Source organism: Streptomyces sp. SID5464 (assembly GCF_009862985.1).
GTDB lineage: Bacteria > Actinomycetota > Actinomycetes > Streptomycetales > Streptomycetaceae > Streptomyces > Streptomyces chartreusis_D.
The window spans coordinates 153,978-175,590 of record NZ_WWIQ01000056.1 but is presented as its reverse complement, the minus strand read 5'-3'; the positions used below and the strand labels follow the sequence as shown (position 1 = coordinate 175,590).

The following is a 21,613-nucleotide window of genomic DNA, read 5'->3' as shown; positions in this document are numbered from 1 at the left end:
CCCCGCAGCGCCGGGCTGCGCAACCCCCCGGCCTCAGCCACGACGCCGGGCGCCTCGCCGACCGGCCTCGTACTCCACCAACCCCGCCGCGACCAACTCCGCGTTGGACCCGGCCCGCCTCCCGTCCGGCAGAACCAGCACGTCCTCCACCCCGACCCGCGTAGCCAACCCCAACCGCCCCGCGAGCCGCAGCACAGGCCACGCACCCCCGTCCTCCCCGTGCAGCAGGACAGGACGCCCGTGCGCGGCACCAAGGTCGGACAACAGCCCCCGCGCGGAAACCACCGCACGGGCGGGGTCGGTGTCCGTCACCTCGGCCAAGACCCGCAGCACCTTCGGCCCCAGCGGCGAGGCGGCGAACCGCTCCGCACCGTCCGTCCCGGACCAGATGCCGGCCTCCACGCCCACCCCGAGATCGAGGAGCAGGGCGGCAACCTCCTCCGCACCCGGCTCATGCCAGTTGACCGAGGCGTGGTCGGGCAGGACGGTCCAGCTCCGTATCCGCTCCAGCCTGGCGGCGGTGTCCGGCTCGGCCCATGCCCCCGTGGTCACACCCACCGGCACCGGCACGCGCGAGCGAATCGCCGACAGCGTCTCCGTGAGCACCCTGGGCGACAACGTGTCCCGCCCGCACGGCGTCTTGGGATGGACATGGATGTCCGTGGCCCCGGCCGCGACCGCGTCGGCGGCGGACTCGGCCATGGACTCGGGAGTCAGCGGCACCGCCGTACCGTCGGCGGCGGTCCGCGGACCGTTCAGACACACCTGCACCATGTCTCGATGGTGCCAGTCACCACTGACAGCCGGCCCCGGCGACGACAGTGGGGGTGCGGCATCCCCGGCGCACCCCCCGCGCACCCGCATTCGTCAAGCCGACACCAGCAGCCTCGCCCGCCTGGCGTCCGCCAGGGACTCGGGCGTCAGCACCGGACGCGGCACCAGGATTCCGCAGTCCGTGCAGACCGGACCCGCCGAAGGCTCGTGGTCCAGGTCGTACTTCCAGGCGAGTCGCTCCCCGCCGCACACCGGGCACGTCGAGCCCGGCTCGCGCTCCAGCGCGGCGATCAGCCGGCGCAGCACCTCGGCCAGCGGTTCACGGGGATGGACCGCCGGATCGTCGCACCACGCCACGCCGAAACCGCCCCAGGTCAGCCGGTGCCAGTCGTCCACACTGCCCGGCCGGCGCAGTCCGTCGTGCTTCTCCTTCTTGCGGCGCTCGGCGAACTCGACCTCGTAGGCCAGCCAGACCGCCCGCGCCTCCTCCAGTTCGTCCAGTGCGGCCACGAGCCGCACCGGATCGGGGGACCGGTCCTCGGGACCGAACCCTGCCCGGGAGCACAGATGGTCCCAGGTCGCCCTGTGCCCGTAAGGGGCGAACCTCTCAAGGCACTTGCGCAGCGAGTAGCGCCGCAGTGCCAGATCGCACCGCGGATCGCGGACCTGTCTCGCCAGACTCCGGAAACCGGCCATCGTCCTGCACCTCCGTCACACCTGCACCTGTAATCCGGTCACTTCGGCGTCGTCGTAAGGACGTCGCCGAATAGACGTATCGACAAGCGAATCGGCTCCATCCGATTTCAAATGGCCTCCATAAGCCGTCCGACGAGGCCCGTGAGTCGACTGCCGTGGTTCGTGTGCCTGTTGTGCTGACTCCAAAAAGTGACGCTTGCTCATCTTCAATCGCGGGGATACCGGCGGTAACATCCCGCCCACCCCAGTCGGGAGGAGCCCCCCACATGCCACGGCGTAACCCACGCACCGTTCTCGACAGAATGAGAACTCCCCGCGGAATCCCCGGGTTCCTGAAGACCGCATCGGTATGCGCGCTGATCGCGGGCCTCTTGTCGCCGCTGTCCCAGGCGGCCGCCTCGGAGACGGGGACCGCGCAGGCCACCGCGGCGGCGAACGACCACTGCGGCAACCAGTGTTCGGACATCCTTCCGCCCGGCCAGAACGGCAACGCCACCCTGGCCCAGATCCTCCTGAACCAGGCCTTCGGAGCCCAGCCCGAGCACGCCGAGGACCAGCTCGGGCCCTACGCCGACCTCGCCAAGGGGTACACCGGCCTCACCAACGACAAGATCAACAACTTCTTCAACGACGCGTCGTTCGGGGTCCCGGCGGATCAGGTCGCCTCCACCGTCAAACCCGCCGGGCGCGGTGACGTGACGATCGTCCGGGACAAGAAGACCGGTGTGCCGCACATCACCGGAACCACCAGGTACGGCACGGAGTTCGGTGCCGGCTACGCGGCCGCCCAGGACCGGCTGTGGCTGATGGACGTCTTCCGGCACGTCGGACGAGGTCAGCTGACCTCCTTCGCGGGCGGCGCGCCCTCCAACCAGGGCCTGGAACAGCAGTTCTGGCGACACGCGCCCTACACCGAGGCCGACCTCCAGGCGCAGATCGACAACGCCGTCGCCACCAACGGCGAGCGCGGCAAGCAGGCCCTCGCCGACGCCAAGGCCTACCTCGACGGCATCAACGCCTACATCGACGCCTCCGACAGCGGCCGGTACTTCCCCGGCGAGTACGTCCTCACCGGGCACAAGGACTCGGTCACCAACGCCGGGAAGATCGAGCACTTCAAGATCACCGACATGGTCGCGCTGGGGTCCGTCATCGGCGCGCTGTTCGGCTCCGGCGGAGGCGGCGAGGTCAACAACGCGCTCTCCCTGCTCGCCGCCCAGGAGAAGTACGGCGTGGCGGAAGGGACCAGGGTCTGGGAGTCCTTCCGGGAGCGCAACGACCCGGAGGCCGTCCTCACCGTCCACGACGGCAGCTTCCCGTACGTGACCAAGCCGGACGACCCGCAGGGCACGGCCGTACCGGACGCCGGCTCGGTGAAGCCGGAGCCGCTCGTCTACGACCGCACGGGCAGCGCCACCACGGCCAGTGCCACCGACGCGTCCGGCGAGGCGGCGAGGACAGCCCTGTCGTCCGCCAAGCGCGGCATGTCCAACGCCCTCGTGGTGGGCGGAGAGCACACCGCCAGCGGCCACCCGGTCGCCGTGTTCGGCCCGCAGACCGGCTACTTCGCCCCCCAGCTGCTGCTGCTCCAGGAACTCCAGGGCCCGGGCATCAGCGCCCGCGGCGCCTCCTTCGCGGGCCTGAGCATGTACGTCGAACTCGGCCGCGGCCAGGACTACTCGTGGAGCGCCACGACCTCCGGCCAGGACATCATCGACACGTTCGCCGTCGAACTGTGCCAGGACGACTACCACTACCTGTACCGCGGCACCTGCACGCCGATGGAGAAGATCGAGCAGAAGAACGCCTGGAAGCCGACCACCGCCGACGGCACCGCGGCCGGCTCGTACACGATGCGCGTCTGGCGCACCAAGTACGGCCCCGTCGAGTACCGCGCCACGGTCGGCGGCAAGAAGGTCGCCTACACCACCCTGCGCTCGTCCTTCATGCACGAGGCCGACTCCATCATCGGCTTCCAGATGCTGAACGACCCGGACTACGTGAAGGGCCCGGAGTCGTTCCAGAAGGCGGTGCAGCACATCAACTACACCTTCAACTGGTTCTACGTCGACTCCGAGCACACCGCGTACTACAACAGCGGCGACAACCCCGTGCGCGCGAACGGTGTCGACGCCGAGTTCCCGGTGTGGGCCCGGCCGGCGTACGAGTGGCGGGGCTGGGACCCGGCGACCAACACGGCCGACTACACCCCGCCCTCCGCCCACCCCAACTCCATCGACCAGGACTACTACATCTCCTGGAACAACAAGCAGGCCAAGGACTACACGACCGCGCCCTGGGGCAACGGCTCCGTACACCGCGGCAACCTCCTGGAGGACCGGGTGAAGAAGCTGGTCCAGCAGGGCGGGGTGACCAGGGCCTCGCTGGTGAAGGCCATGGCCGACGCGGCCACGGCCGACCTGCGGGCGGAGGACGTGCTGCCCAAGCTGCTGAAGGTCGTGGGCAGTTCACCCGTCACCGACCCCACCGCCGCGGCCGCTGTCAGCAAGCTGCAGGCGTGGGTCGCCGCGGGCGGCAAGCGCACGGAGACCTCGGCCGGTTCCAAGAAGTACGCCGACGCCGACGCGATCCGCATCCTGGACGCCTGGTGGCCGCTGCTGGTCAAGGCCGAGTTCGAACCGGGCCTCGGCAGCGAGCTGTTCGAGGCGATGACCGCCAACCTCCCCACCGACGAGTCCCCGTCCGCCTCCCACGGCCCGACCGGGTCGCACGCCGGAAGCTCCTTCCAGTACGGCTGGTGGAGCTACGTCGACAAGGACATCCGGTCCGTGCTCGGCGAGCAGGTGCGGGGACCGCTGGCCCGCGAGTACTGCGGCGACGGAGACCTCCGCGCCTGCCGAGACACCCTCATCAGCACCTTGAAGGAGGCGGCCGGCAAGACCGCGGCCCAGGTCTACCCCGGCGACGACCAGTGCTCGGCGGGCGACCAGTGGTGCGCCGACTCCGTCATCCACCGCACTCTCGGCGGCATCAAGCACGGCAAGATCAGCTGGCAGAACCGGCCGACCTACCAGCAGGTCGTGGAGTTCACCTCACACCGGTGACACCGGACAGGCCCTGGGGCGGGCGGCGGGTCAGCGGATGCGGCCCGCCGCCAGCACCAGCCGGGCCAGTTCCTCGTGCAGGATGTCGCTGTGGGCGCCGGCGGGCGGGCCACCGCGTCTGACCACCGCCGCCGCGTCGACGTTCACGCACCCCGAGGCGGGCAGCTTCGCCCGCAGGGCCTCGGCGAGGGTGTACGCGCGCGTGCCCGGCACCGCCTGCACCCCGTCGTAGCCCATCGCACCCCACTTGGCGCCCAGCGCCCGCCCCAGGTCGAGGCCGGCGACCGACCGGCTGTCGCCCGCCATGCGGGAGGCCAGCGGATACATCGTGCCCAGGGCCGAGTCGTGCCGGGAGTGGCAGCACACCAGGGGACCGTCGACGCGGTTCTGCTGCCCCTGGAGCACCCCTCCGGCGCGGGCGTCGTGCGGCAGCCGGGCCGCGAAAGCGTAGTGCGAGAACGCCCCTTGGAGCAGCGTCACCGACTTCACCGTCCGCACGCCCTCGGGCAGGCCGCGCAGCGCGAACGACACCAGCCGCGCGCCGAAACTGTGCCCCACCAGGTGCACGCGCACGCCCGGCGCCGCCTTCGCGAGCTGCCCGACGACCCGGCCGAGACCCCGCTCGCCGACGGTTCCCGCACGTCGCTTCATCGCGTAGTACGTCGCCTGCCGCAGCAGCTCGTGCGCCCCCTCCCAGGGGTTGGGGAGGCCGAACCCCTGCTGGGCGCCGGACGCTTCGGGCCCCGCCAGCGCCCGCGCGAACTCCTCGCAGGCCGCCGCCGAGGAGCCGGCCAGCATCTCCGGCTCGCTCTGCGGCACGCCCTCCGCCACGGTGTCCGCCGCGAACAGCGCCTGCGGCCCGGGCGCCACCACCTCGACCAGCAGCCGCACCAGCCGCCCGAACTCCTCCAGCTCGGCCTCCTGCGGCGGCTGCTGCTCCAGCAACCGGGCGATCTGGTCGACCAGGATCGCCCGGCCCGGGAAGGACTCCAGCAGCGCGTGCCGCGTGTCCTTGTCGAGCACCGGGCGCCCGGGGGCCCCGGCCGCCACGGCCCGCGGGAAGTCCGGGATCGGTTCGTCGGAGAACCGCATGGCCGGCCACAGCACCCCGACGTACCCGATCCGGGCCGCCGGGGCCAGCCGCGGAACGGGAGCCAGGAACCGGTCGTAGAGCCGGGTCGCACCCGAGCGGTCGTTGTTCCAGCCGTGTGCGAAGACGACCAGGTCGCGCACCTTCCGTTCGGTCACCCCGGCGAGCAGCCGGTCGCGCGGGCGGCCCGCCGGGTCGCCGTCCGCGTCGAAGGTCAGCTCCCAGTAGGGAGTCACACTCATCGCCGGATCCGCCATGACAGGCCCCCTGTCCCCCGGGTGACGCACGCGATGTGGCGCATCGTCCTGCCAACGGGGGAGCTTGGCCATACGTCACGGGCGCATTGGGCGAGGGGTGCCGCTTTCAGCGGTAGAGGAGGTACTTCCGCCGCATCCTCCGGAACGCCGCCAGCTCCTCCCGCCACCCCGCCACGACCTCGTCGGTGTCCGCGCCCGCGTCGATCATCGTGCGCACGCGCGCGGAGCCGGTGAGTTTGTCGATCCAGTTGTCGGAGCGCCAGGCGAACCCGCTCCACACCTTCCTGGCCGTCACGAGCAGGGCGATTCCCGTCCGTACGGGATCGAAGGCGTCCCGGTCGTGCACATGGACCTGCACACCGCCGATCGTCCTGCCCTGGAACTTGGAGAAGGTGGGCGCGAAGTACGCCTCCCGGAAGCGCACGCCGGGCAGGGCGAGTTCGTTCGCGGCGGCGGCCCAGCGCCGGTCGATGCCCTCGGCGCCGAGCAGTTCGAACGGCCGGGTCGTGCCACGCCCCTCCGACAGGTTCGTGCCCTCGAACAGACACGTCCCCGAGTAGACCAGGGCCGTCTCCGGCGTCGGCATGTTCGGGCTCGGCGGCACCCAGGGCAGCCCGGAGGCGTCGTAGAAGTCCGAGCGCTTCCAGCCCGACATCGGCACGGTCTCCAGCGGCACCGGCTCGGTCAGGAACTCCTTGTTGAACAGGCGTGCCAGCTCGGCGACGGTCATCCCGTGGGCCTGGGAGACGGGCTGCCGCCCGACGAACGTGGCGAACTCCTTGTGCAGGACGGGCCCCAGGGCCGCCCGGCCGGTCACCGGGTTGGGCCGGTCCAGGACCACGAACCGCTTGCCGGCGAGCTGCGCCGCCTCCATGCAGTCGTACAGGGTCCAGATGTACGTGTAGAAGCGGGCGCCGACGTCCTGGATGTCGAACACGACCGTGTCCACGCCGGACGCGGTGAAGACGTCGGCGAGCGGCCGGCCGCTCTTGAGGTAGGTGTCGTAGACGGGCAGGCCGGTCGCCGGGTCGTCGTAGCGGCCCTCGGAGCCGCCGGCCTGGGCGGTGCCGCGGAAGCCGTGCTCGGGGCCGAAGACGGCCCTCAGATCCACTCGGGTGTCCGCGTGCATGACGTCGACGATGTGGCGGACGTCGCGGGTGATGCCGGTGGGGTTGGTGACGATTCCGACCTTCTGGCCGTCGAGCAGGGTGTAGCCGTCGTGGGCGAGTCGTTCGAAGCCGGTGCGGAGTTGTCTGTGGCGCTGGGCGGCGGTTGCCGTGGGTGTGGCCGAGACGGTTGCTGCCGCGGCCGTCGTGAGTACGGTTCGTCTGGAAGGGCGCATGGGTGGGTGGCCTCCGTGATCCGTTTTGTGCCGCTTTCGTGGTGGCTGCTCGCGCGACGCGGCGGAGCCGCGCATCGGTGCGGCCCCGCGCCCCTAAGGTGCTGCGCCACCCCCTTCCTTGAAACATACCGACCGGTTAGTCTGGCGCCACTGCTGGAGCCGCGTCTGAGGAGACCGATGGTGGGAGCCTTTCAAGGGGCCGGAGTCGTTGTCACGGGGGCCGGGGGCGGGATCGGGGCCGCGCTCGCGCGCCGTTTCGCCGCAGAGGGAGCCCGGGTCGTCGTCAACGACCTGGACGCCGAGCGGGCCAAGCACGTCGCGGACGAGGTCGGGGGGATCGCCGTGACCGGCGACGCCTCGGCGATCGTCGCCGACGCCCGCGACGCGCTCGACGGGACCGTCGACGTGTACTGCGCCAACGCCGGTGTCGCCTTCGAGGGCGGTCACGCGGACGCGCCCCTGGACGAGAAGGCCTGGGCGACCTCCTGGGACGTGAACGTCATGGCGCACGTCCGGGCCGCTCATGAGCTGCTGCCCGGCTGGCTGGAGCGGGGCAGCGGACGGTTCGTCTCCACCGTCTCCGCCGCCGGGCTGCTCACCATGATCGGCGCCGCGCCCTACGCCGTCACCAAGCACGGCGCCCTCGCCTTCGCCGAGTGGCTGTCGCTGACGTACCGGCACCGGGGCGTGAAGGTCCACGCCATCTGCCCGCAGGGCGTCCGTACCGACATGCTGGCCGCCACCGGCAGCGCGGGCGACCTGGTGCTCCAGCCGACCGCGATCGAGCCGGAGGCCGTGGCGGACGCCCTGGTGACGGGCATCGAGGAGGACCGCTTCCTGATCCTGCCGCACCCCGAGGTCGCCGGGTACTACCAGGCCCGGGCCGGTGACCCCGACCGGTGGCTGACCGGCATGAACCGCATCCAGCAGCAGTGGGAGGAGAACCGGTGACCGAGTCCCGTTACGCGGCCAAGCCCTGGCTGGAGCTGCTGAGCGACGCCCAGAAAGGCGCGATAAGCCCCGCCGGCTCCCTCGTGCACGCCCTGCGCCGGGCCGTGGCGAAGACGCCGGACAGCGACTTCCTGGCCTACTTCGACGGCCGCCTGACCTACCGGGACGTCGACGAGCTCAGCGACTCCGTCGCCGGGCATCTCGCGGCGCGCGGACTTCAGCGCGGCGACCGGGTCGCGGTCCTGCTCCAGAACTCCCCGCACTTCGTGCTCGCCGTGCTGGGCGCCTGGAAGGCGGGCGCGGTCGTCGTGCCCGTCAACCCGATGTACAAGTCGGGCGAGGTGTCCCACGTCCTGCGCGACGGCGAGGTCGCCGCGCTGATCTGCTCGGACCGGGCGTGGGAGTCGTATCTGCGCGAGACGGCGGCCGACTCGCCCGTGCGGATCGTGCTCACCGGGTGCGAGCTGGACTTCCAGACGCGGGACGACGCGCGCGTGCTGACCTTCGAGCGGCTGCCGCAGGCCCCGGACGCCGACGACCTGGTGACCGTGGCGCGGGCCGGGAACAAGGCTCCCGAGGACCGGGACCCCGATCCCTGCGACATCGCGCTGATCAGCTACACCTCGGGCACCAGCGGCACGCCCAAGGGCGCCACCAACACGCACGGCAACATCATGTACAACGCCGAGCGGCAGCGGACCGGTCTCGGTCTGCCCGAGCGGCCCGTGTACTTCGCGCTGGCGCCGCTGTTCCACATCACCGGCATGGTCTGCCAGTTCGGCGCCTGCCTGAACAGTGCGGGCACGCTCGTGCTGGCCTACCGCTTCGAGGCCGGCGTGGTCCTCGACGCGTTCGCCGAGCACCGCCCGCACTACACCGTCGGCCCGTCCACGGCCTTCATGGCGCTGGCCGCGCACCCGTCCGTCACCCGGGACCACTTCTCCTCCTTCCGGGTGATCTCCTCCGGCGGTGCCCCGCTGCCGCCCGCGCTGGTGGAGAAGTTCCGGGCGGGCTTCGGGCCGTACATCCGCAACGGCTACGGGCTGACCGAGTGCACCGCGCCGTGCGCCTCCGTGCCGCCCGGTCTGGAGGCGCCCGTCGACCCGGTCTCCGGGACCCTCGCGGTCGGCCTGCCCGGCCCCGACACGGTCGTACGGATCGTCGACGACAACGGCGACGAGGTGCCGTTCGGCGAGCAGGGCGAGATCGTCGTCCGGGGGCCGCAGGTCGTGCCCGGCTACTGGCGGCGCCCCGACGCCACCGCCGAGACGTTCCCCGGCGCCGAACTGCGCACCGGCGACATCGGCTTCATGGACGAGCGGGGCTGGCTGTACGTCGTGGACCGCAAGAAGGACATGATCAACGCGTCCGGCTTCAAGGTGTGGCCGCGCGAGGTCGAGGACGTGCTCTACACGCACCCGGCGGTGCGCGAGGCCGCCGTCGTGGGCGTGCCGGACGGGTATCGCGGTGAGACCGTCAAGGCGTACATCAGCCTGCGTCCGGACGCGGACACGGACCCGGATGCACTCGCCTCCTACTGCAAGGAGAGACTGGCCGCCTACAAATACCCGCGCCAGGTGGAGATCCTGCCGGACTTGCCGAAGACGGCCAGTGGGAAGATCCTCCGTCGGGAACTGCGTTCCCGGACGCAAGGCAACTGACAGCAGTACGGAAAGGCAGGTGGCGGCAGTGCCCAGGACGACGGACTCGGACGGCACCCCCGTACCTCAGCGGCTCCTGGCCGCCGCCACCCGGCTCTTCGCCGAGCAGGGCTACGACCGCACCTCGGTGCAGGAGATCGTCGAGGCGGCCGGGGTCACCAAGGGGGCGCTGTACCACTACTTCGGCTCCAAGGACGACCTCCTGCACGAGGTGTACGCGCGCGTGCTGCGCATCCAGCAGGAGAGGCTCGACGCCGTCGCGGGCGCGGACGAGCCGGTGGAGAAGCGGCTGCGGGCCGCGGCCGCGGACGTCGTGGTGACGACCATCGACAACCTCGACGACGCGATGATCTTCTGGCGGTCCATGCACCACCTGAGCCCCGAGAAGAACAAGCAGGTCCGCGCCGAGCGCCGCCGCTACCACGAGCGCTTCCGCGCGCTGGTCGAGGAGGGCCAGGAGGCGGGTGTCTTCTCCAAGGCGACCCCGGCGGACCTGGTGGTCGACTACCACTTCGGCTCGGTCCACCACCTGTCGACTTGGTACCGGCCGGACGGCCCGCTCAGCCCCCAGGAGGTCGCGGACCACCTGGCCGACCTGCTGCTGCGAGCCCTGCGCCCGTGAGGCCCCCAGGGGACTCCGGCCCCTGGACCCCCGGCCTGTGCCCACCCACCACCCGAATCGGTCGGCCGGGCGGCCGGGCTTGGAACGCTGGGCTGAGTCACTTCCTCCAGCCCGTCCGGCGTTTGAGGACGAGGCCGTCCAGGCCGATCGGGGGTCCAAGGGGCGTAACCCCCTGGCGGGGTCGAAGGGGCGGAGCCCCTGGGGATGGGGCGGGTAGGGGCGGCGGGGGCGGAAACCTCCCGCCGCCCCGACGCGTCACAGGTACTTCTTCAACTCCCGCCGCGCCAGCGACCGCTGGTGCACCTCGTCCGGCCCGTCCGCGATCATCAGCGTCCGCGCCCCCGCGTACAGCTCCGCCAGCGGGAAGTCCTGGCTCACACCCCCCGCACCGTGCAACTGGATCGCCCGGTCGAGGATGTCCACCACCGCCCGAGGCGTAGCGATCTTGATCGACTGGATCTCGGTGTGCGCCCCCTTGTTCCCCACCGTGTCCATCAGCCACGCGGTCTTCAGCACCAGCAGCCGCAACTGCTCGACGGTCACCCGCGCATCCGCGATCCAGTTGTGCACCACACCCTGCTGGGCCAGCGTCTTCCCGAAGGCCGTACGGGACACCGCCCGCCGGCACATCAGCTCGATCGCCCGCTCGGCCATCCCGATCAGCCGCATGCAGTGGTGGATCCGGCCGGGACCGAGCCGGGCCTGTGCGATGGCGAAGCCGCCGCCCTCCTCGCCGATGAGGTTCGACGCCGGTACGCGCGCACGGTCGAAGACCACCTCGGCGTGGCCGCCGTGGTAGTGGTCCTCGTAGCCGAAGACCTGCATCGCGCGCTTGATCGTCACGCCCGGCGTGTCACGGGGGACCAGGATCATCGACTGCTGACGGCGGATGTCGGAACCCTCCGGGTCCGTCTTGCCCATCACGATGAAGATCCTGCAGTCCGGGTGCATCGCCCCGGAGATGTACCACTTGCGGCCGGTGACGACGTACTCGTCGCCGTCCCGCTCGATGTGGGTCGTGATGTTGGTGGCGTCCGAGGAGGCCACCTCCGGCTCGGTCATCGCGAACGCCGAGCGGATCTCGCCCGCCAGCAGCGGCTCCAGCCACTGCTTGCGCTGCTGCTCGTCGCCGAACTGGGTGAGCACCTCCATGTTCCCCGTGTCGGGTGCCGCGCAGTTCGTCACCGTCGGGGCCAGCTGCGGGGAGCGCCCCATGATCTCGGCGAGCGGCGCGTACTGGAGGTTGGTGAGCCCCGCGCCGTACTCGGAGTCCGGCAGGAAGAGGTTCCACAGGCCCTGCCGGCGCGCCTCGGCCTTCAGCTCCTCGACCACCTCCGGGGTCTCCCACGGCGAGGCGAGCCGGGCCCGCTGCTCGTGCGCGACGGCCTCGGCCGGATAGACGTACTCGTCCATGAAGGCCAGCAGCTTGCCGCGCAGCTCCTCGGTGCGCGCGTCGAACGCGAAGTCCATGTCCGTCAGCCTTCCTGAAGGGTGGTGAGACCGTGCTCGATGAAGACGGGGACCAGGTCGCCGATGCGGTCGAAGCCGCGCCCGACCGTCTGGCCCAGGGTGTAGCGGTAGTGGATGCCCTCCAGGATCACGGCGAGCTTGAACCAGGCGAACGCCGTGTACCAGGAGACCGCGGAGACGTCGCGCCCCGAACGCGCGGCGTACCGCTCGATCAGTTCGGCCGGGTCCGGGTGCCCCGGCGCCTCGGCCGTCGTGGAGACGGGGGAGTCCGCCGTCTCGAGCGGCATGCTGTACATCGCCAGCAGCCCCAGGTCGGTGAGCGGGTCGCCCAGGGTGGACATCTCCCAGTCGAGGATCGCCTTGATGCGGTCGTCCTCGCCGATCAGGACGTTGTCCAGCCGGTAGTCGCCGTGCACCACGGCAGGGGCGGGGGAGGAGGGCAGCCGCCGACCCAGCGTCGCCTGCAACTCGTCGATCCCGGCCAGCTCGCGGTTGCGCGAGGCGTCCAGCTGCTTGCCCCAGCGCCGCAGCTGCCGGTCCAGGAAGCCCTCGGGCCGGCCGAAGTCGGCGAGCCCCACCTCGCCCGGGTCCACCGCGTGCAGCTCCAGCAGCGCGTCCACCAGGTTCAGCACCGCGCCCCGGGTCCGCTCCGGACCGAGCGGGGCGAGCTGGTCGGCCGTGCGGTACGGGGTGCCCTCGACGAACTCCATGACGTAGAACGGCGCGCCGAGCACCTCCTCGTCCTCGCACAGCAGCACCGGCCGCGGAACCGGCACGGCGGTCGGGTGCAGCGCGCTGATCACCCGGTGTTCGCGCTTCATGTCGTGCGCGGTGGCCAGGACGTGGCCGAGCGGGGGCCGGCGTACGACCCACCGGGAGGTGCCGTCGGAGACGGCGTAGGTGAGGTTCGACCGTCCGCCCTCGATCAGCCGGCCGGACAGTGCGCCGCTCACCAGGCCGGGCAGCTCACGGTCGAGCAGGCCGCGCAGCCGGTCGAGGTCGAGTCCGGGCGGATGGTCGGGGCTCATGCGTCGCTCCTACGGGCAGGTGAACAGTTCCCGACTCATGATGCCGACCGGTCGGTATGTCGTCCAGAGCGGGGCCGAAACGTGATCGGAGCCACGATAGGCCGCCACGATAGGCCGAGGACTCCCGTCATGGGGCGCCGGGGAGGTTTCGGCCGGTTCGTTCAGGCCATCCGGCTTGCGTGCCACCCCGCGAGCCCGGAAGGTCGGAGCCATGAAGGCCATCAGCTACTCACGGTACGGCGGACCCGAGGTGCTGGCGTTCGGGGAGGTCCGCGATCCCAAGGTCGGCCCGGACTCCGTGCTGGTGAAGGTGCGGGCGGCGGCCGTGAACCCCGTCGACTGGAAGGCCCGCGAGGGCTACCTCGAGGGGCTCTTCGAAGCCGCGTTCCCCGTGGTGCCCGGCTGGGACGTCTCGGGCGTCGTCGTACGGCCCGGCGTGGCCGTGTCGGAGTTCGACGTCGGGGACGAGGTCATCGGGTACGTGCGCGAGGACTTCCTCTCCCGCGGCACCTTCGCCGAGTACGTGGCCGCGCCCCTGCGCACCCTCGCGCGCAAGCCGCGCAACCTCTCCTTCGAGGAGGCGGCCGGACTGCCGCTGGTCGGGCTCACCGGCTACCAGGTGCTGGTCAAGGTGCTCCAGGTGAAGCGGGGCGAGACCGTGCTGGTGCACGCCGCGGCCGGCGGGGTCGGCTCGATCGCCGTCCAGCTCGCCACCCATCTCGGTGCCCGGGTGATCGGCACGGCGAGCGAGTCCAACCACGACTTCGTGCGGAGCCTCGGCGGGGAGCCGGTGACCTACGGCGAGGGCCTGGGCGAGCGGGTGCGCGGGCTGGCGCCCGAGGGGGTGGACGCGGTGTTCGACACGGTCGGCGGAGACGCGCTGAAGGTCTCGGCGAACCTGCTGGCTCCCGAGGGCCGCATGGTCTCGATCGCCGACAACGACGTGGTGAACTACGGCGGCCGCTACTACTTCGTCCGCCCCGACGCCGAGGACCTCCGGCGGCTGTCCGAACTGGCGGAACAGGGCGTGGTGAGCGTGCACGTCTCCGAGACCTTCCCGCTGGAACGAGCGGCGGACGCACACCGGCTGAACGAGGAGGGCCGGACACGCGGCAAGATCGTCGTGACGGTGAACTGGGAGCCGGAGAACACGTAGCCACGGACCCGCACCCTGGCGTGCGGGTCCGGCGCGCCGCGGCTCCCACAGCGCCCGGCGCCCGTCGCGTGGTTCACCGACGCCGGCTCCCTGGCGTGCGGCGCCCTGTGGCGGGGTGCGGCCGGCCGACGTCGAGGGATGCCCGGCGGTCGGCGCTCGCTGCGCGCGGCGTGCCGATGTCCTGCCATGCGGCCGTCTTGGCGCCGGGGCGCGTCGCGCCCTGGACCGCGGTGCCCCGGCCGCCGGCGGCCGGCGCCGTTCGGGTGCCCTGGCAGTCGGCGCCCGCTCCCGCGGCGTGCGGCGTCCTGAAGGCCGTGGCGTGTCGCCGGCCGGGTGACGTCCGGGCGTGCATCGCCCCGGTGTCCGGTGTGTGGCTGCGCTTGCGTGTGGCGTGTGGGTCCCTGAGCCCTTGGCGCGCGGCGTCCGGCTCCCGGGGGTGTGGCGCCTCGGCGTGGGTCCTCTGGTGTCCTGGGGTGCGGCGTCCTGAAGGCTGTGGCGTGTCGCCGGCCGGGTGACGTCCGGGGGTGCAGCGCCCCAGTGTCCGGTGTGTGGCTCCGCTTGCATGTGGCGCGTGGGGTCCCCGAGCGTGCGGCGTCCGGCGTCCGGCTCCCGGGCGTGTGGCGCCCCGGCGTCCGTGCCCTGGCGTCCTGGAGTGCGGCGGAGGTCCCCGGTCGGCGCCCCGTGGCGTGCAGCGCCCGGCCCGGGCCCTCCACTTGGCCCACGGTCCAGTGGTATGCACCCCGGCGTCCGACCCTGGCCTCCTGGAGTCCGGCGTGAGGTCCCGGTCGGCGCCCGCGGCGTGCAGCGCCCGGCCCCCGCCCCGGGCCTCCGGGGCCCGCGGCCCCCGGCGGCAGCCGCCCGCGCGTGTCCTAGAGGACGAGCGCCGCCCCGCACACCGCCATCGCCAGTGTGCACAGCACCGCGGCCGTGGCGTGGCGGGGTGTGAACGCCGTGGGGCTGGTGGTGGTCGCGAGTGTGCGGATGCGGCGGTGGGCGATGCCCAGGAAGCCCAGCCACAGGACGCAGCACAGCGCGCACGCGACGATCCCGGGCGCCGACGCCCCGCCGTGCAGCACGGTCTTCACGGCGAGCACGGCGGAAACCGTGCCCGACAGCGTCGTACGCCGCCACGCGAGCCGGGTCCGCTCGGGTTGCAGCCCGGGGTCGCGGTCGGGGTCCTGCTGCCGGGCTGCCGGCGCGTTCACCCCTCCCACCCCACGAGCACCACCACGACCATGGCGACGGCCACGACCGCGACGACCAGGCTCAGCAGCGCCGGGAACCGGGACACCGGCAGGTCCTCGCCCCGCCGCATGGCCCGCTCGCAGCGCACCCAGTGGTTGACCGCCCGCAGCGAGCACAGCACGCCCGCGGCCAGCAGCGCGAGCGCCAGCCCCACCCGCCAGCCCCAGCGCAGGTCCGGCAGGAACTGGTCCACGGCGAAGCCGCCGCCGATCAGCGCGAGCGCGGTGCGCAGCCAGGCCAGGAAGGTGCGTTCGTTCGCCAGGGAGAACCGGTAGTCCGGCGTCTCGCCGTCCTGCCGCACCTCCGCCGGCGCGAACCACAAGCGGACGTTCCGTACGAACTCGATCACGTGCGCGACCCTACCGGGGACGCCGTCCCCGGGCGTCGCCGATGCCGCTCACCCGGTCCGGCCCGACCCGGGGCGGCAGCCCGCTCAGCCCGTCGACCGGAACGCCGTGAGCCGCTCGTAAGCCGCCAGTCCGTCCGGCACCCACTCCCAGTCGCCCAGCCGCCGCCGCACCTCGTCCTCGGGCAGGAAGTCGTGCCAGGCCACCTCCTCGGCCTGCGGCTGTACCGGAAGGTCGCACCGGACCTCGTACACCGCCGACCACCAGGTCTGCCCGGCGCCGTCGTCGTAGAGGAACTTGAAGAGGTACCGGGGGAGCGGCAGACCCGTCACGCCCAGTTCCTCCTCCGCCTCGCGCAGGGCCGCCGTGTCGTAGGTCTCGCCCGCGCCGACCACTCCGCCGACGAACATGTCGTACAGGGAGGGGAACACCAGCTTGGTCGGCGTCCGCCGGTGCACGAAGATCCGGCCCTCGGCGTCCCGGGCCTGGATGAACACACAGCGGTGCCGCAGCCCCCTGGCGTAGGCCTCGCCCCGGGGCGACTGCCCGACGACCCGGTCGTTCTCGTCGACGATGTCGAGGAGCTCGTCGGCAGGGCTCATGCCCTCGTCCACAGCACTCATACCCTCATCCAAGCAGCACGCGAGGCGTCACTGCGGCTGTGGCTGAAGCTGCCCCGCGCGTGCCCGCTCAGCCGCCCCCGTCGGCATGGCCGGATGCATACCCAGCAGGACGATGCCGGCGATGACGGCCAGGAGACCGCCCGCCTCCCAGCTCAGGGCCACCGCGTCGGTCCGCAGCCGGTCGCCCAGGAAGCCGACGCCGCAGATGATCCCGGCGATCGGCTGGGCCGCGGTCAGGGCGGGCAGCGACTTGCGCAGGGACGCGGTCTCGAAGGCGCTCTGCACCAGGACCAGCCCCGTGACGCCCAGCGCGAGGACGGCGTACGGCTGCCAGCCGGTCAGCAGCCCGGCGAAACCGCCCTCGGAGAACTTCTCCCCGCTCACCCGGGTGAGTGCGTCCTGCACGCCGTAGAGGAGCCCGGCGCCCAGGGCCAGCAGCACCGGCCCGGAGTTCAGCCGGGAGCGCTTGGCGTGCGCGGTGAGCAGCAGGGCCAGCCCGATCATGGCCCCGATGATCAGCCATTGCCGCGTCGGATCGGCCGTCGCGGAGCCGCCCTGTGGCTCGCCCGCCACGATGAACGCGCTCACTCCGCCCGCCAGCAGCAGCAGGCCCGCCCAGCCCTGGCGGCCGAGCGGCTGCCGGGTCTGCCGTCGGGACAGCGCGAGGGCGAACAGCAGGTTCGTCGCCAGCAGCGGCTCCACGAGTGACAGCTCGCCCTGCCCCAGCGCGGCCGCGCCCAGCGCCATGCCGACCACCATCAGCGCGATGCCACCGAGCCACCGCGGCACCTTCACCAGGTCGACCAGCAGCCGGAAGGACAGGAAGTCGTTGAGCGGCGCGCGCTGGGCCGCGTTCTGCTGAAGCACGAAGCCGAAGCCGAGACAGCAGGCGGCACTCACGGCGAGTACCAGTACCAGAACCGACACGCGGTGTACCTCGATCATCAGGTCGGGTTCACGATGGCGTAGGGGCCGACTGTACCGGCCGGCTCCGCCCGGCGCGCCCGTACGTCATGCCATCGTGCGGGGTGGTGACCGCCCAGCACTATGACGCACGCCACAAAGGGCGAAACGGAAAAATCGGATGCCCGCCTCATCTTTCCCTGGTTCCCCGGCGATCACAAAATCCTCACAAGTGGCAGGAGTTGACGCGTGTAACGCCCTTGCGGCCCTTGACGCCAACCCTTGGCTGGGGCTTGGCTGTGTGTGATCAGCTCATGGCGAAGCGCGCACACGCGCTCCATCGACCACCGTGAGCCGAAACACAAGAAGAGCGCGTGAGGAAGTTCCGCGGTGCCCCCACCCCCGCCTCCCCTCGGCCGTGGCCGCAGACGTGCGTCTCAGGTCTTCGACGAGGCCCTCGACGACGCCGACCTCGTGGCCGCGCGCGCCGCGCTGGCGCAGGGCCGCTGGCAGAACGCCCGCTCCCTGCTGGTGCACACCGGGGACGACTGGGACCGGCGCGGCCACCGCGTCACGGTCCTCGCCCGGGAGCCCTACTGCGCCGCCTGGGCCCGTGAGTGGCTGCTCGCCGAACCCGAGTCCGCCGACGCCTCCGTCCTGCTCGCCCTCGCCCAGGTCAGGCGCGCCCTGCACGGCAAGGCCAAGCCCGTCCGGGCCCGCGAGTCCTGCGCGGCCGCCGCCGCCCGCGCCCCCGCCGACCCCACTCCCTGGCTCGGCCTGCTCCTGCTGGAGTGCGCGGTCGGCACCGACCAGGACGTGGTCCGCACCTTCGAGCAGGTCCGCGCCCGCTACGCCGACCACCACCACGCCCACCACCTGATGGTCGCCCGGCTCGCCGGACGCCGCACCGAGGCCGGCCCCGACCCGCTGCACGAGGTCTACGACTTCGCCAACTGGGCCGCCGAACAGGCACCCGCCGACTCCCCGCTCGCGATCCTGCCGGTCATCGCGCACGCCGAGCGCTACCGCGCGCTCGCCGCCGCCGGGCACGAACCCGCAGACCCGGCCGCCTCGGGCCACTGGACCGGCCGCCGCGCCCGGCAGGTCATGAAGGCCGCCTTCGACTGGTGGCTGGAGTGGGAGCTGGAGGGGCACCCGCGCCGGCTGATCGACCTGAACTTCCTCGCCCACGCCAAGTTCTGCGAGGGGCGGGGCGCGGAGGCAGCCGCCCTGTTCCACCGGATCGGCCGGTACGCCACCCCGGCGCCCTGGTCGTACCCGGACCGCGACCCGCACACCGCCTTCGCCGCCGCCCGCGCCGGCGCGCTCGGCACAGCCTGACCCCCCGGAAATCCAGAAGTGAGGACGCTCTCCCGATGACCACGGACAGTTCGAGCACGAGCACATCCGCCGCCGGCGGCATCAGTACGTTCAAGGGGCAGGAGCGTGCCCTGCGCGCCGACCGGCTCGGCACCGGGGGCCTGCTGCTCTCCGTCCTCGCCGCGACCGCCCCGCTCATGGTGGTCGCGGGTGTCATGCCCACCACATTCGCGGTGATGGGCATCGTCGGGCAGCCGCTGCTCTTCGTCGTCCTCGGCATCGTCCTGATCCTTTTCAGCGTCGGCTACGCCGAGATGAGCCGCCACGTCCACAACGCGGGCGCCTTCTACGCGTACATCTCCCGCGGCCTCGGCGGCACCGCCGGCGCGGGCGCCGCCCTGGTCGCCCTCGTCGCCTACAACGCGCTCCAGATCGGCATCTACGGCATCTTCGGCTTCGAGGTCTCCGGGCTCCTCGCCACCTACGCCGACGTGGAGATCGCCTGGTGGATACCCGCGCTCGTGGCCGCGCTCGCCGTCGGCCTGCTGGGCTGGCTGAAGATCGACGTCAACGCGCGCGTGCTCGGCGTGCTGCTGGTCATCGAGGTGCTCCTGGTCGTCGTCTTCGACGTCGCCGCCCTCGCCGACCCCGGCAAGGAAGGCCTCTCCCTGCACGCCTTCAACCCGGACACCCTCACCGGCGCGGGCGTCGGCACGGCGCTGTGCTTCTGCATCGCCGCTTTCCTCGGCTTCGAGCAGGCGCCCGTCTACGCCGAGGAGACCAGCCGCCCGCACGTCCTGGTGCCGCGCGTGATGTTCCTCGCCGTCGGCGGGGTCGCCGTCTTCTTCGCGCTGAGCAGCTGGGCCCTCACCGTCGCCACCGGCCCGTCCGCGATCGTCGGCACGGCCCAGAAGCAGAGCGCCGGACTGCTGTTCTTCCTCACCGAGTCCCGCCTCGGCGGCACCTTCACGGACGTCCTGCACGTCCTGTTCGTCACCGGCATGTTCGCCGCGCTGCTCAGCTTCCACAACGTCGTCGCCCGGTACGCCTTCGCCATGGGCCGCGAGGGCCTGCTGCCCGCCGCCTTCGGCCGCACCAGCGGCACCAGCGGCGCCCCCGGCACCGGCTCGCTGCTCCAGACCGTCGTGGCCGTCGTCGTGGTGGCCGGCTTCGCGATCGCCGACGACAAGCCGGTCGGCGACCCGACCGCGCCCGTCCTGCACCTCTTCACCTGGTTCGGAAACATCGGCGCCCTCGGCGTGATCGTGCTGATGGCGGCGGCCTCACTGTCGGTCGTCGTCTTCTTCGTCCGCCGGGGTGCCGCGGGTTCCCAGGCCTGGCGGCTGGTCACCTCCGCGCTGGCGGGCCTCGCCCTGCTGGTGATCGCCGGCTACACGGTGAAGGACTTCGAGGTCCTCGTCGGCGCCGGCCCGGACTCCTCGCTGAGCTGGGTGCTGCCCGGCATCATCGGCCTCGCCGCGCTCGCCGGCGTCGTCCTCGGCCTGGTGCTGCGCGCCCGCGCCCCCGAGAAGCACGCCCGGATCGGGCTCGGCAACGAGGCGTTCCAGCTGGACAAGGCGGCGTCGTCCTGACCCCGGCCCCGTAAGAAGTGGTTACGGAACTCTGACGAGCACCCGCGATCCCTGTCCTGAAGGGGCCGCGGGTGTTCGAATGAGAACGTGAACGAGGACGTACATGAGGGCGTGAACGACGGACACCCCCCACAGCGGGGCACCCCGGTCGGCCGCCGCGTCTTCCTCGGCACCCTCGGCCTGGGCGCCCTCGGCGTGGTCGCCGCGCCCCGGCTGCAACGCGGCCTGGAGGGCTTCCTCGGCGGCGCCGCCGACAAGGACCCCACCGGCCTGACCGGACTGCTCCCCAACGGCGGTGGCTTCCGCTACTACTCGGTCGCCTCGTCCGTCCCCCGCAAGAACGCCGACAGCTACCGCCTCACGATCGACGGCCTGGTCGACCGCCCCACCACCTACACCCTGGCCGACCTCAAGGCCCTGCCCCAGACGCGCATGGTCCGCGACGTCCAGTGCGTCACCGGCTGGCGCGTCCCCGACACCCCCTTCGAGGGCGTACGCCTGTCCCGGCTGCTCGACGCCGCCGGGGTCCGCCCCACGGCCAAGGCGATCCGCTTCACCTGCTTCGACGGCACCTACACCGAGAGCCTCACCCTCGACCAGGCCCGCCGTGCGGACGTCCTGGTCGCCCTGCGCATGCAGGACAAGGACCTCGGCCACTCCCACGGCGGCCCGGTCCGCCTCTACGTGGCCCCCATGTACTTCTACAAGTCCGCCAAGTGGCTCTCCGGAATCACCGTCACCGACGAGGTCCGGCCGGGCTACTGGGAGGAGCGCGGCTACGACGTCGACGCCTGGGTGGGCCGCTCGAACGGACGTGACGATGAGCCTACGAGCTGACGCCACGGCCGGTGTCGGACGCTTCAGCCGGACCGAGCGCTGGGTGCACCGCACCACGGCCGCGCTCATGGGCGTCTGCGTGACTACGGCGGCCTGCCTCTACGTCCCCCAGCTCGCCGAACTCGTCGGCCGCCGCGAGCTGGTCGTCCGGATCCACGAGTGGGCCGGCCTGGCCCTGCCGGTCCCCGTCCTGGCGGGCCTCGCCTCCCGCGCCTTCCGGGCCGACCTCGGCCACCTCAACCGCTTCGGCCCGCACGACCGGACCTGGCTGCGCGCCGCCCTGCACCGCGACAAGCGCCCCGCGTCCCGCCCCGCGGGCAAGTTCAACGCGGGCCAGAAGCTCTACGCCTCCTGGATCGCCGGCGCCACCCTCGTCATGCTCGGCACCGGCCTGATGATGTGGTTCACCCACCTCACCCCCCTGCTCTGGCGCACCAGCGCGACGTTCGTCCACGACTGGCTGGCCCTCACGATCGGCATAGTCCTGGCCGGCCACATCGGCATGGCCCTGGCGGACCCGGAGGCCAGAAGGGGGATGCGCACAGGCAAGGTGAGCAGAGACTGGGCGGCCCGGGAGCACCCCCTGTGGCGCCCGTAGTCGTCCAACCTCAGGGGCGCGGGGAACTGCGCGAAC

Annotated in this window: 19 protein-coding genes; 9 read left to right on the top strand and 10 right to left on the bottom strand. The window is 72.1% G+C overall.

All coding sequences use genetic code 11. From position 1 onward, the window contains the following. Positions 1 to 33: 33 nt before the first annotated feature. Together GTY47_RS28050 and GTY47_RS28045 are read right to left on the bottom strand one after the other, a co-directional pair. Positions 34 to 774, bottom strand: coding sequence for a 3-keto-5-aminohexanoate cleavage protein (locus tag GTY47_RS28050; protein ID WP_010045459.1), 741 nt, complete (start codon positions 772 to 774; stop codon positions 34 to 36). Positions 775 to 867: 93 nt separating this feature from the next. Next, a complete protein-coding gene (locus tag GTY47_RS28045; RefSeq protein ID WP_010045456.1) occupies positions 868 to 1,470 on the bottom strand; it encodes a hypothetical protein in 603 nt (200 codons plus the stop codon). A gap of 266 nt (positions 1,471 to 1,736) precedes the next feature. Here GTY47_RS28045 and GTY47_RS28040 point away from each other — a divergent pair, with 266 nt between their 5' ends. Beyond that, a complete protein-coding gene (locus tag GTY47_RS28040) occupies positions 1,737 to 4,535 on the top strand; it encodes a penicillin acylase family protein (RefSeq protein ID WP_029181553.1) in 2,799 nt (932 codons plus the stop codon). Between the two features lie 30 nt (positions 4,536 to 4,565). On the opposite strand, the gene GTY47_RS28035 is transcribed toward GTY47_RS28040, so the two are convergent. Both GTY47_RS28035 and GTY47_RS28030 read right to left on the bottom strand, forming a co-directional pair. Beyond that, entirely contained in the window at positions 4,566 to 5,882 is a 1,317-nt protein-coding gene (locus GTY47_RS28035) for a hypothetical protein (RefSeq protein ID WP_010045453.1), read from the bottom strand. Between the two features lie 106 nt (positions 5,883 to 5,988). After that, the gene (locus tag GTY47_RS28030) at positions 5,989 to 7,224 is read right to left on the bottom strand and encodes a DUF1343 domain-containing protein (RefSeq protein ID WP_010045452.1); all 1,236 of its coding nucleotides are present in this window, start codon (positions 7,222 to 7,224) and stop codon (positions 5,989 to 5,991) included. Between the two features lie 177 nt (positions 7,225 to 7,401). Between GTY47_RS28030 and GTY47_RS28025 the strand changes: the two genes are divergently transcribed. The 3 genes from GTY47_RS28025 to GTY47_RS28015 are packed head-to-tail and all read left to right on the top strand — an operon-like array spanning position 7,402 to position 10,458. Next, the gene (locus GTY47_RS28025) at positions 7,402 to 8,175 is read left to right on the top strand and encodes an SDR family oxidoreductase (RefSeq protein ID WP_010045451.1); all 774 of its coding nucleotides are present in this window, start codon (positions 7,402 to 7,404) and stop codon (positions 8,173 to 8,175) included. Next, positions 8,172 to 9,836, top strand: coding sequence for an AMP-binding protein (locus tag GTY47_RS28020; protein WP_010045450.1), 1,665 nt, complete (start codon positions 8,172 to 8,174; stop codon positions 9,834 to 9,836). The genes GTY47_RS28025 and GTY47_RS28020 overlap by 4 nt, the downstream gene beginning before the upstream one ends. A gap of 28 nt (positions 9,837 to 9,864) precedes the next feature. After that, positions 9,865 to 10,458 (top strand): TetR/AcrR family transcriptional regulator, encoded by a 594-nt coding sequence (locus GTY47_RS28015; protein ID WP_010045449.1) that lies wholly within the window; start codon positions 9,865 to 9,867, stop codon positions 10,456 to 10,458. A gap of 255 nt (positions 10,459 to 10,713) precedes the next feature. Here the strand turns inward: GTY47_RS28015 and GTY47_RS28010 are convergent, their stop codons facing one another. Together GTY47_RS28010 and GTY47_RS28005 are read right to left on the bottom strand one after the other, a co-directional pair. Then, positions 10,714 to 11,928: an acyl-CoA dehydrogenase family protein gene (locus GTY47_RS28010; protein ID WP_010045448.1), complete on the bottom strand. Its 1,215-nt coding sequence runs from the start codon at positions 11,926 to 11,928 to the stop codon at positions 10,714 to 10,716. A 5-nt stretch (positions 11,929 to 11,933) separates the two neighbouring features. Further along, positions 11,934 to 12,956, bottom strand: a complete 1,023-nt coding sequence (locus GTY47_RS28005; protein WP_010045443.1) for a phosphotransferase family protein — start codon at positions 12,954 to 12,956, stop codon at positions 11,934 to 11,936. A gap of 211 nt (positions 12,957 to 13,167) precedes the next feature. Between GTY47_RS28005 and GTY47_RS28000 the strand changes: the two genes are divergently transcribed. Beyond that, the gene (locus GTY47_RS28000; protein ID WP_010045441.1) at positions 13,168 to 14,112 is read left to right on the top strand and encodes an NADP-dependent oxidoreductase; all 945 of its coding nucleotides are present in this window, start codon (positions 13,168 to 13,170) and stop codon (positions 14,110 to 14,112) included. An 869-nt stretch (positions 14,113 to 14,981) separates the two neighbouring features. On the opposite strand, the gene GTY47_RS27995 is transcribed toward GTY47_RS28000, so the two are convergent. The 4 genes from GTY47_RS27995 to GTY47_RS27980 all read right to left on the bottom strand — a co-directional run bounded on the left by GTY47_RS27995 (position 14,982) and on the right by GTY47_RS27980 (position 17,254). Beyond that, positions 14,982 to 15,317 (bottom strand): DUF202 domain-containing protein, encoded by a 336-nt coding sequence (locus tag GTY47_RS27995; protein ID WP_010045440.1) that lies wholly within the window; start codon positions 15,315 to 15,317, stop codon positions 14,982 to 14,984. Next, positions 15,314 to 15,706, bottom strand: a complete 393-nt coding sequence (locus tag GTY47_RS27990) for a DUF202 domain-containing protein (RefSeq protein ID WP_010045438.1) — start codon at positions 15,704 to 15,706, stop codon at positions 15,314 to 15,316. The genes GTY47_RS27995 and GTY47_RS27990 overlap by 4 nt, the downstream gene beginning before the upstream one ends. A gap of 84 nt (positions 15,707 to 15,790) precedes the next feature. After that, entirely contained in the window at positions 15,791 to 16,306 is a 516-nt protein-coding gene (locus GTY47_RS27985; protein ID WP_029181552.1) for an NUDIX domain-containing protein, read from the bottom strand. Positions 16,307 to 16,354: 48 nt separating this feature from the next. After that, a complete protein-coding gene (locus tag GTY47_RS27980) occupies positions 16,355 to 17,254 on the bottom strand; it encodes a DMT family transporter (protein ID WP_040903902.1) in 900 nt (299 codons plus the stop codon). Positions 17,255 to 17,620: 366 nt separating this feature from the next. Here GTY47_RS27980 and GTY47_RS27975 point away from each other — a divergent pair, with 366 nt between their 5' ends. From GTY47_RS27975 to GTY47_RS27960, 4 genes are all read left to right on the top strand, one after another. Next, a complete protein-coding gene (locus GTY47_RS27975) occupies positions 17,621 to 18,571 on the top strand; it encodes a hypothetical protein (RefSeq protein WP_010045433.1) in 951 nt (316 codons plus the stop codon). 35 nt (positions 18,572 to 18,606) lie between these two features. Continuing rightward, on the top strand, positions 18,607 to 20,142 hold the full coding sequence (locus GTY47_RS27970; RefSeq protein ID WP_010045430.1) for an APC family permease: 1,536 nt from the start codon (positions 18,607 to 18,609) through the stop codon (positions 20,140 to 20,142). Between the two features lie 111 nt (positions 20,143 to 20,253). Continuing rightward, positions 20,254 to 20,979: a molybdopterin-dependent oxidoreductase gene (locus GTY47_RS27965; RefSeq protein ID WP_029181550.1), complete on the top strand. Its 726-nt coding sequence runs from the start codon at positions 20,254 to 20,256 to the stop codon at positions 20,977 to 20,979. After that, positions 20,963 to 21,577: a cytochrome b/b6 domain-containing protein gene (locus tag GTY47_RS27960; protein ID WP_010045427.1), complete on the top strand. Its 615-nt coding sequence runs from the start codon at positions 20,963 to 20,965 to the stop codon at positions 21,575 to 21,577. The genes GTY47_RS27965 and GTY47_RS27960 overlap by 17 nt, the downstream gene beginning before the upstream one ends. The last annotated feature ends 36 nt before the right edge of the window (positions 21,578 to 21,613 follow it).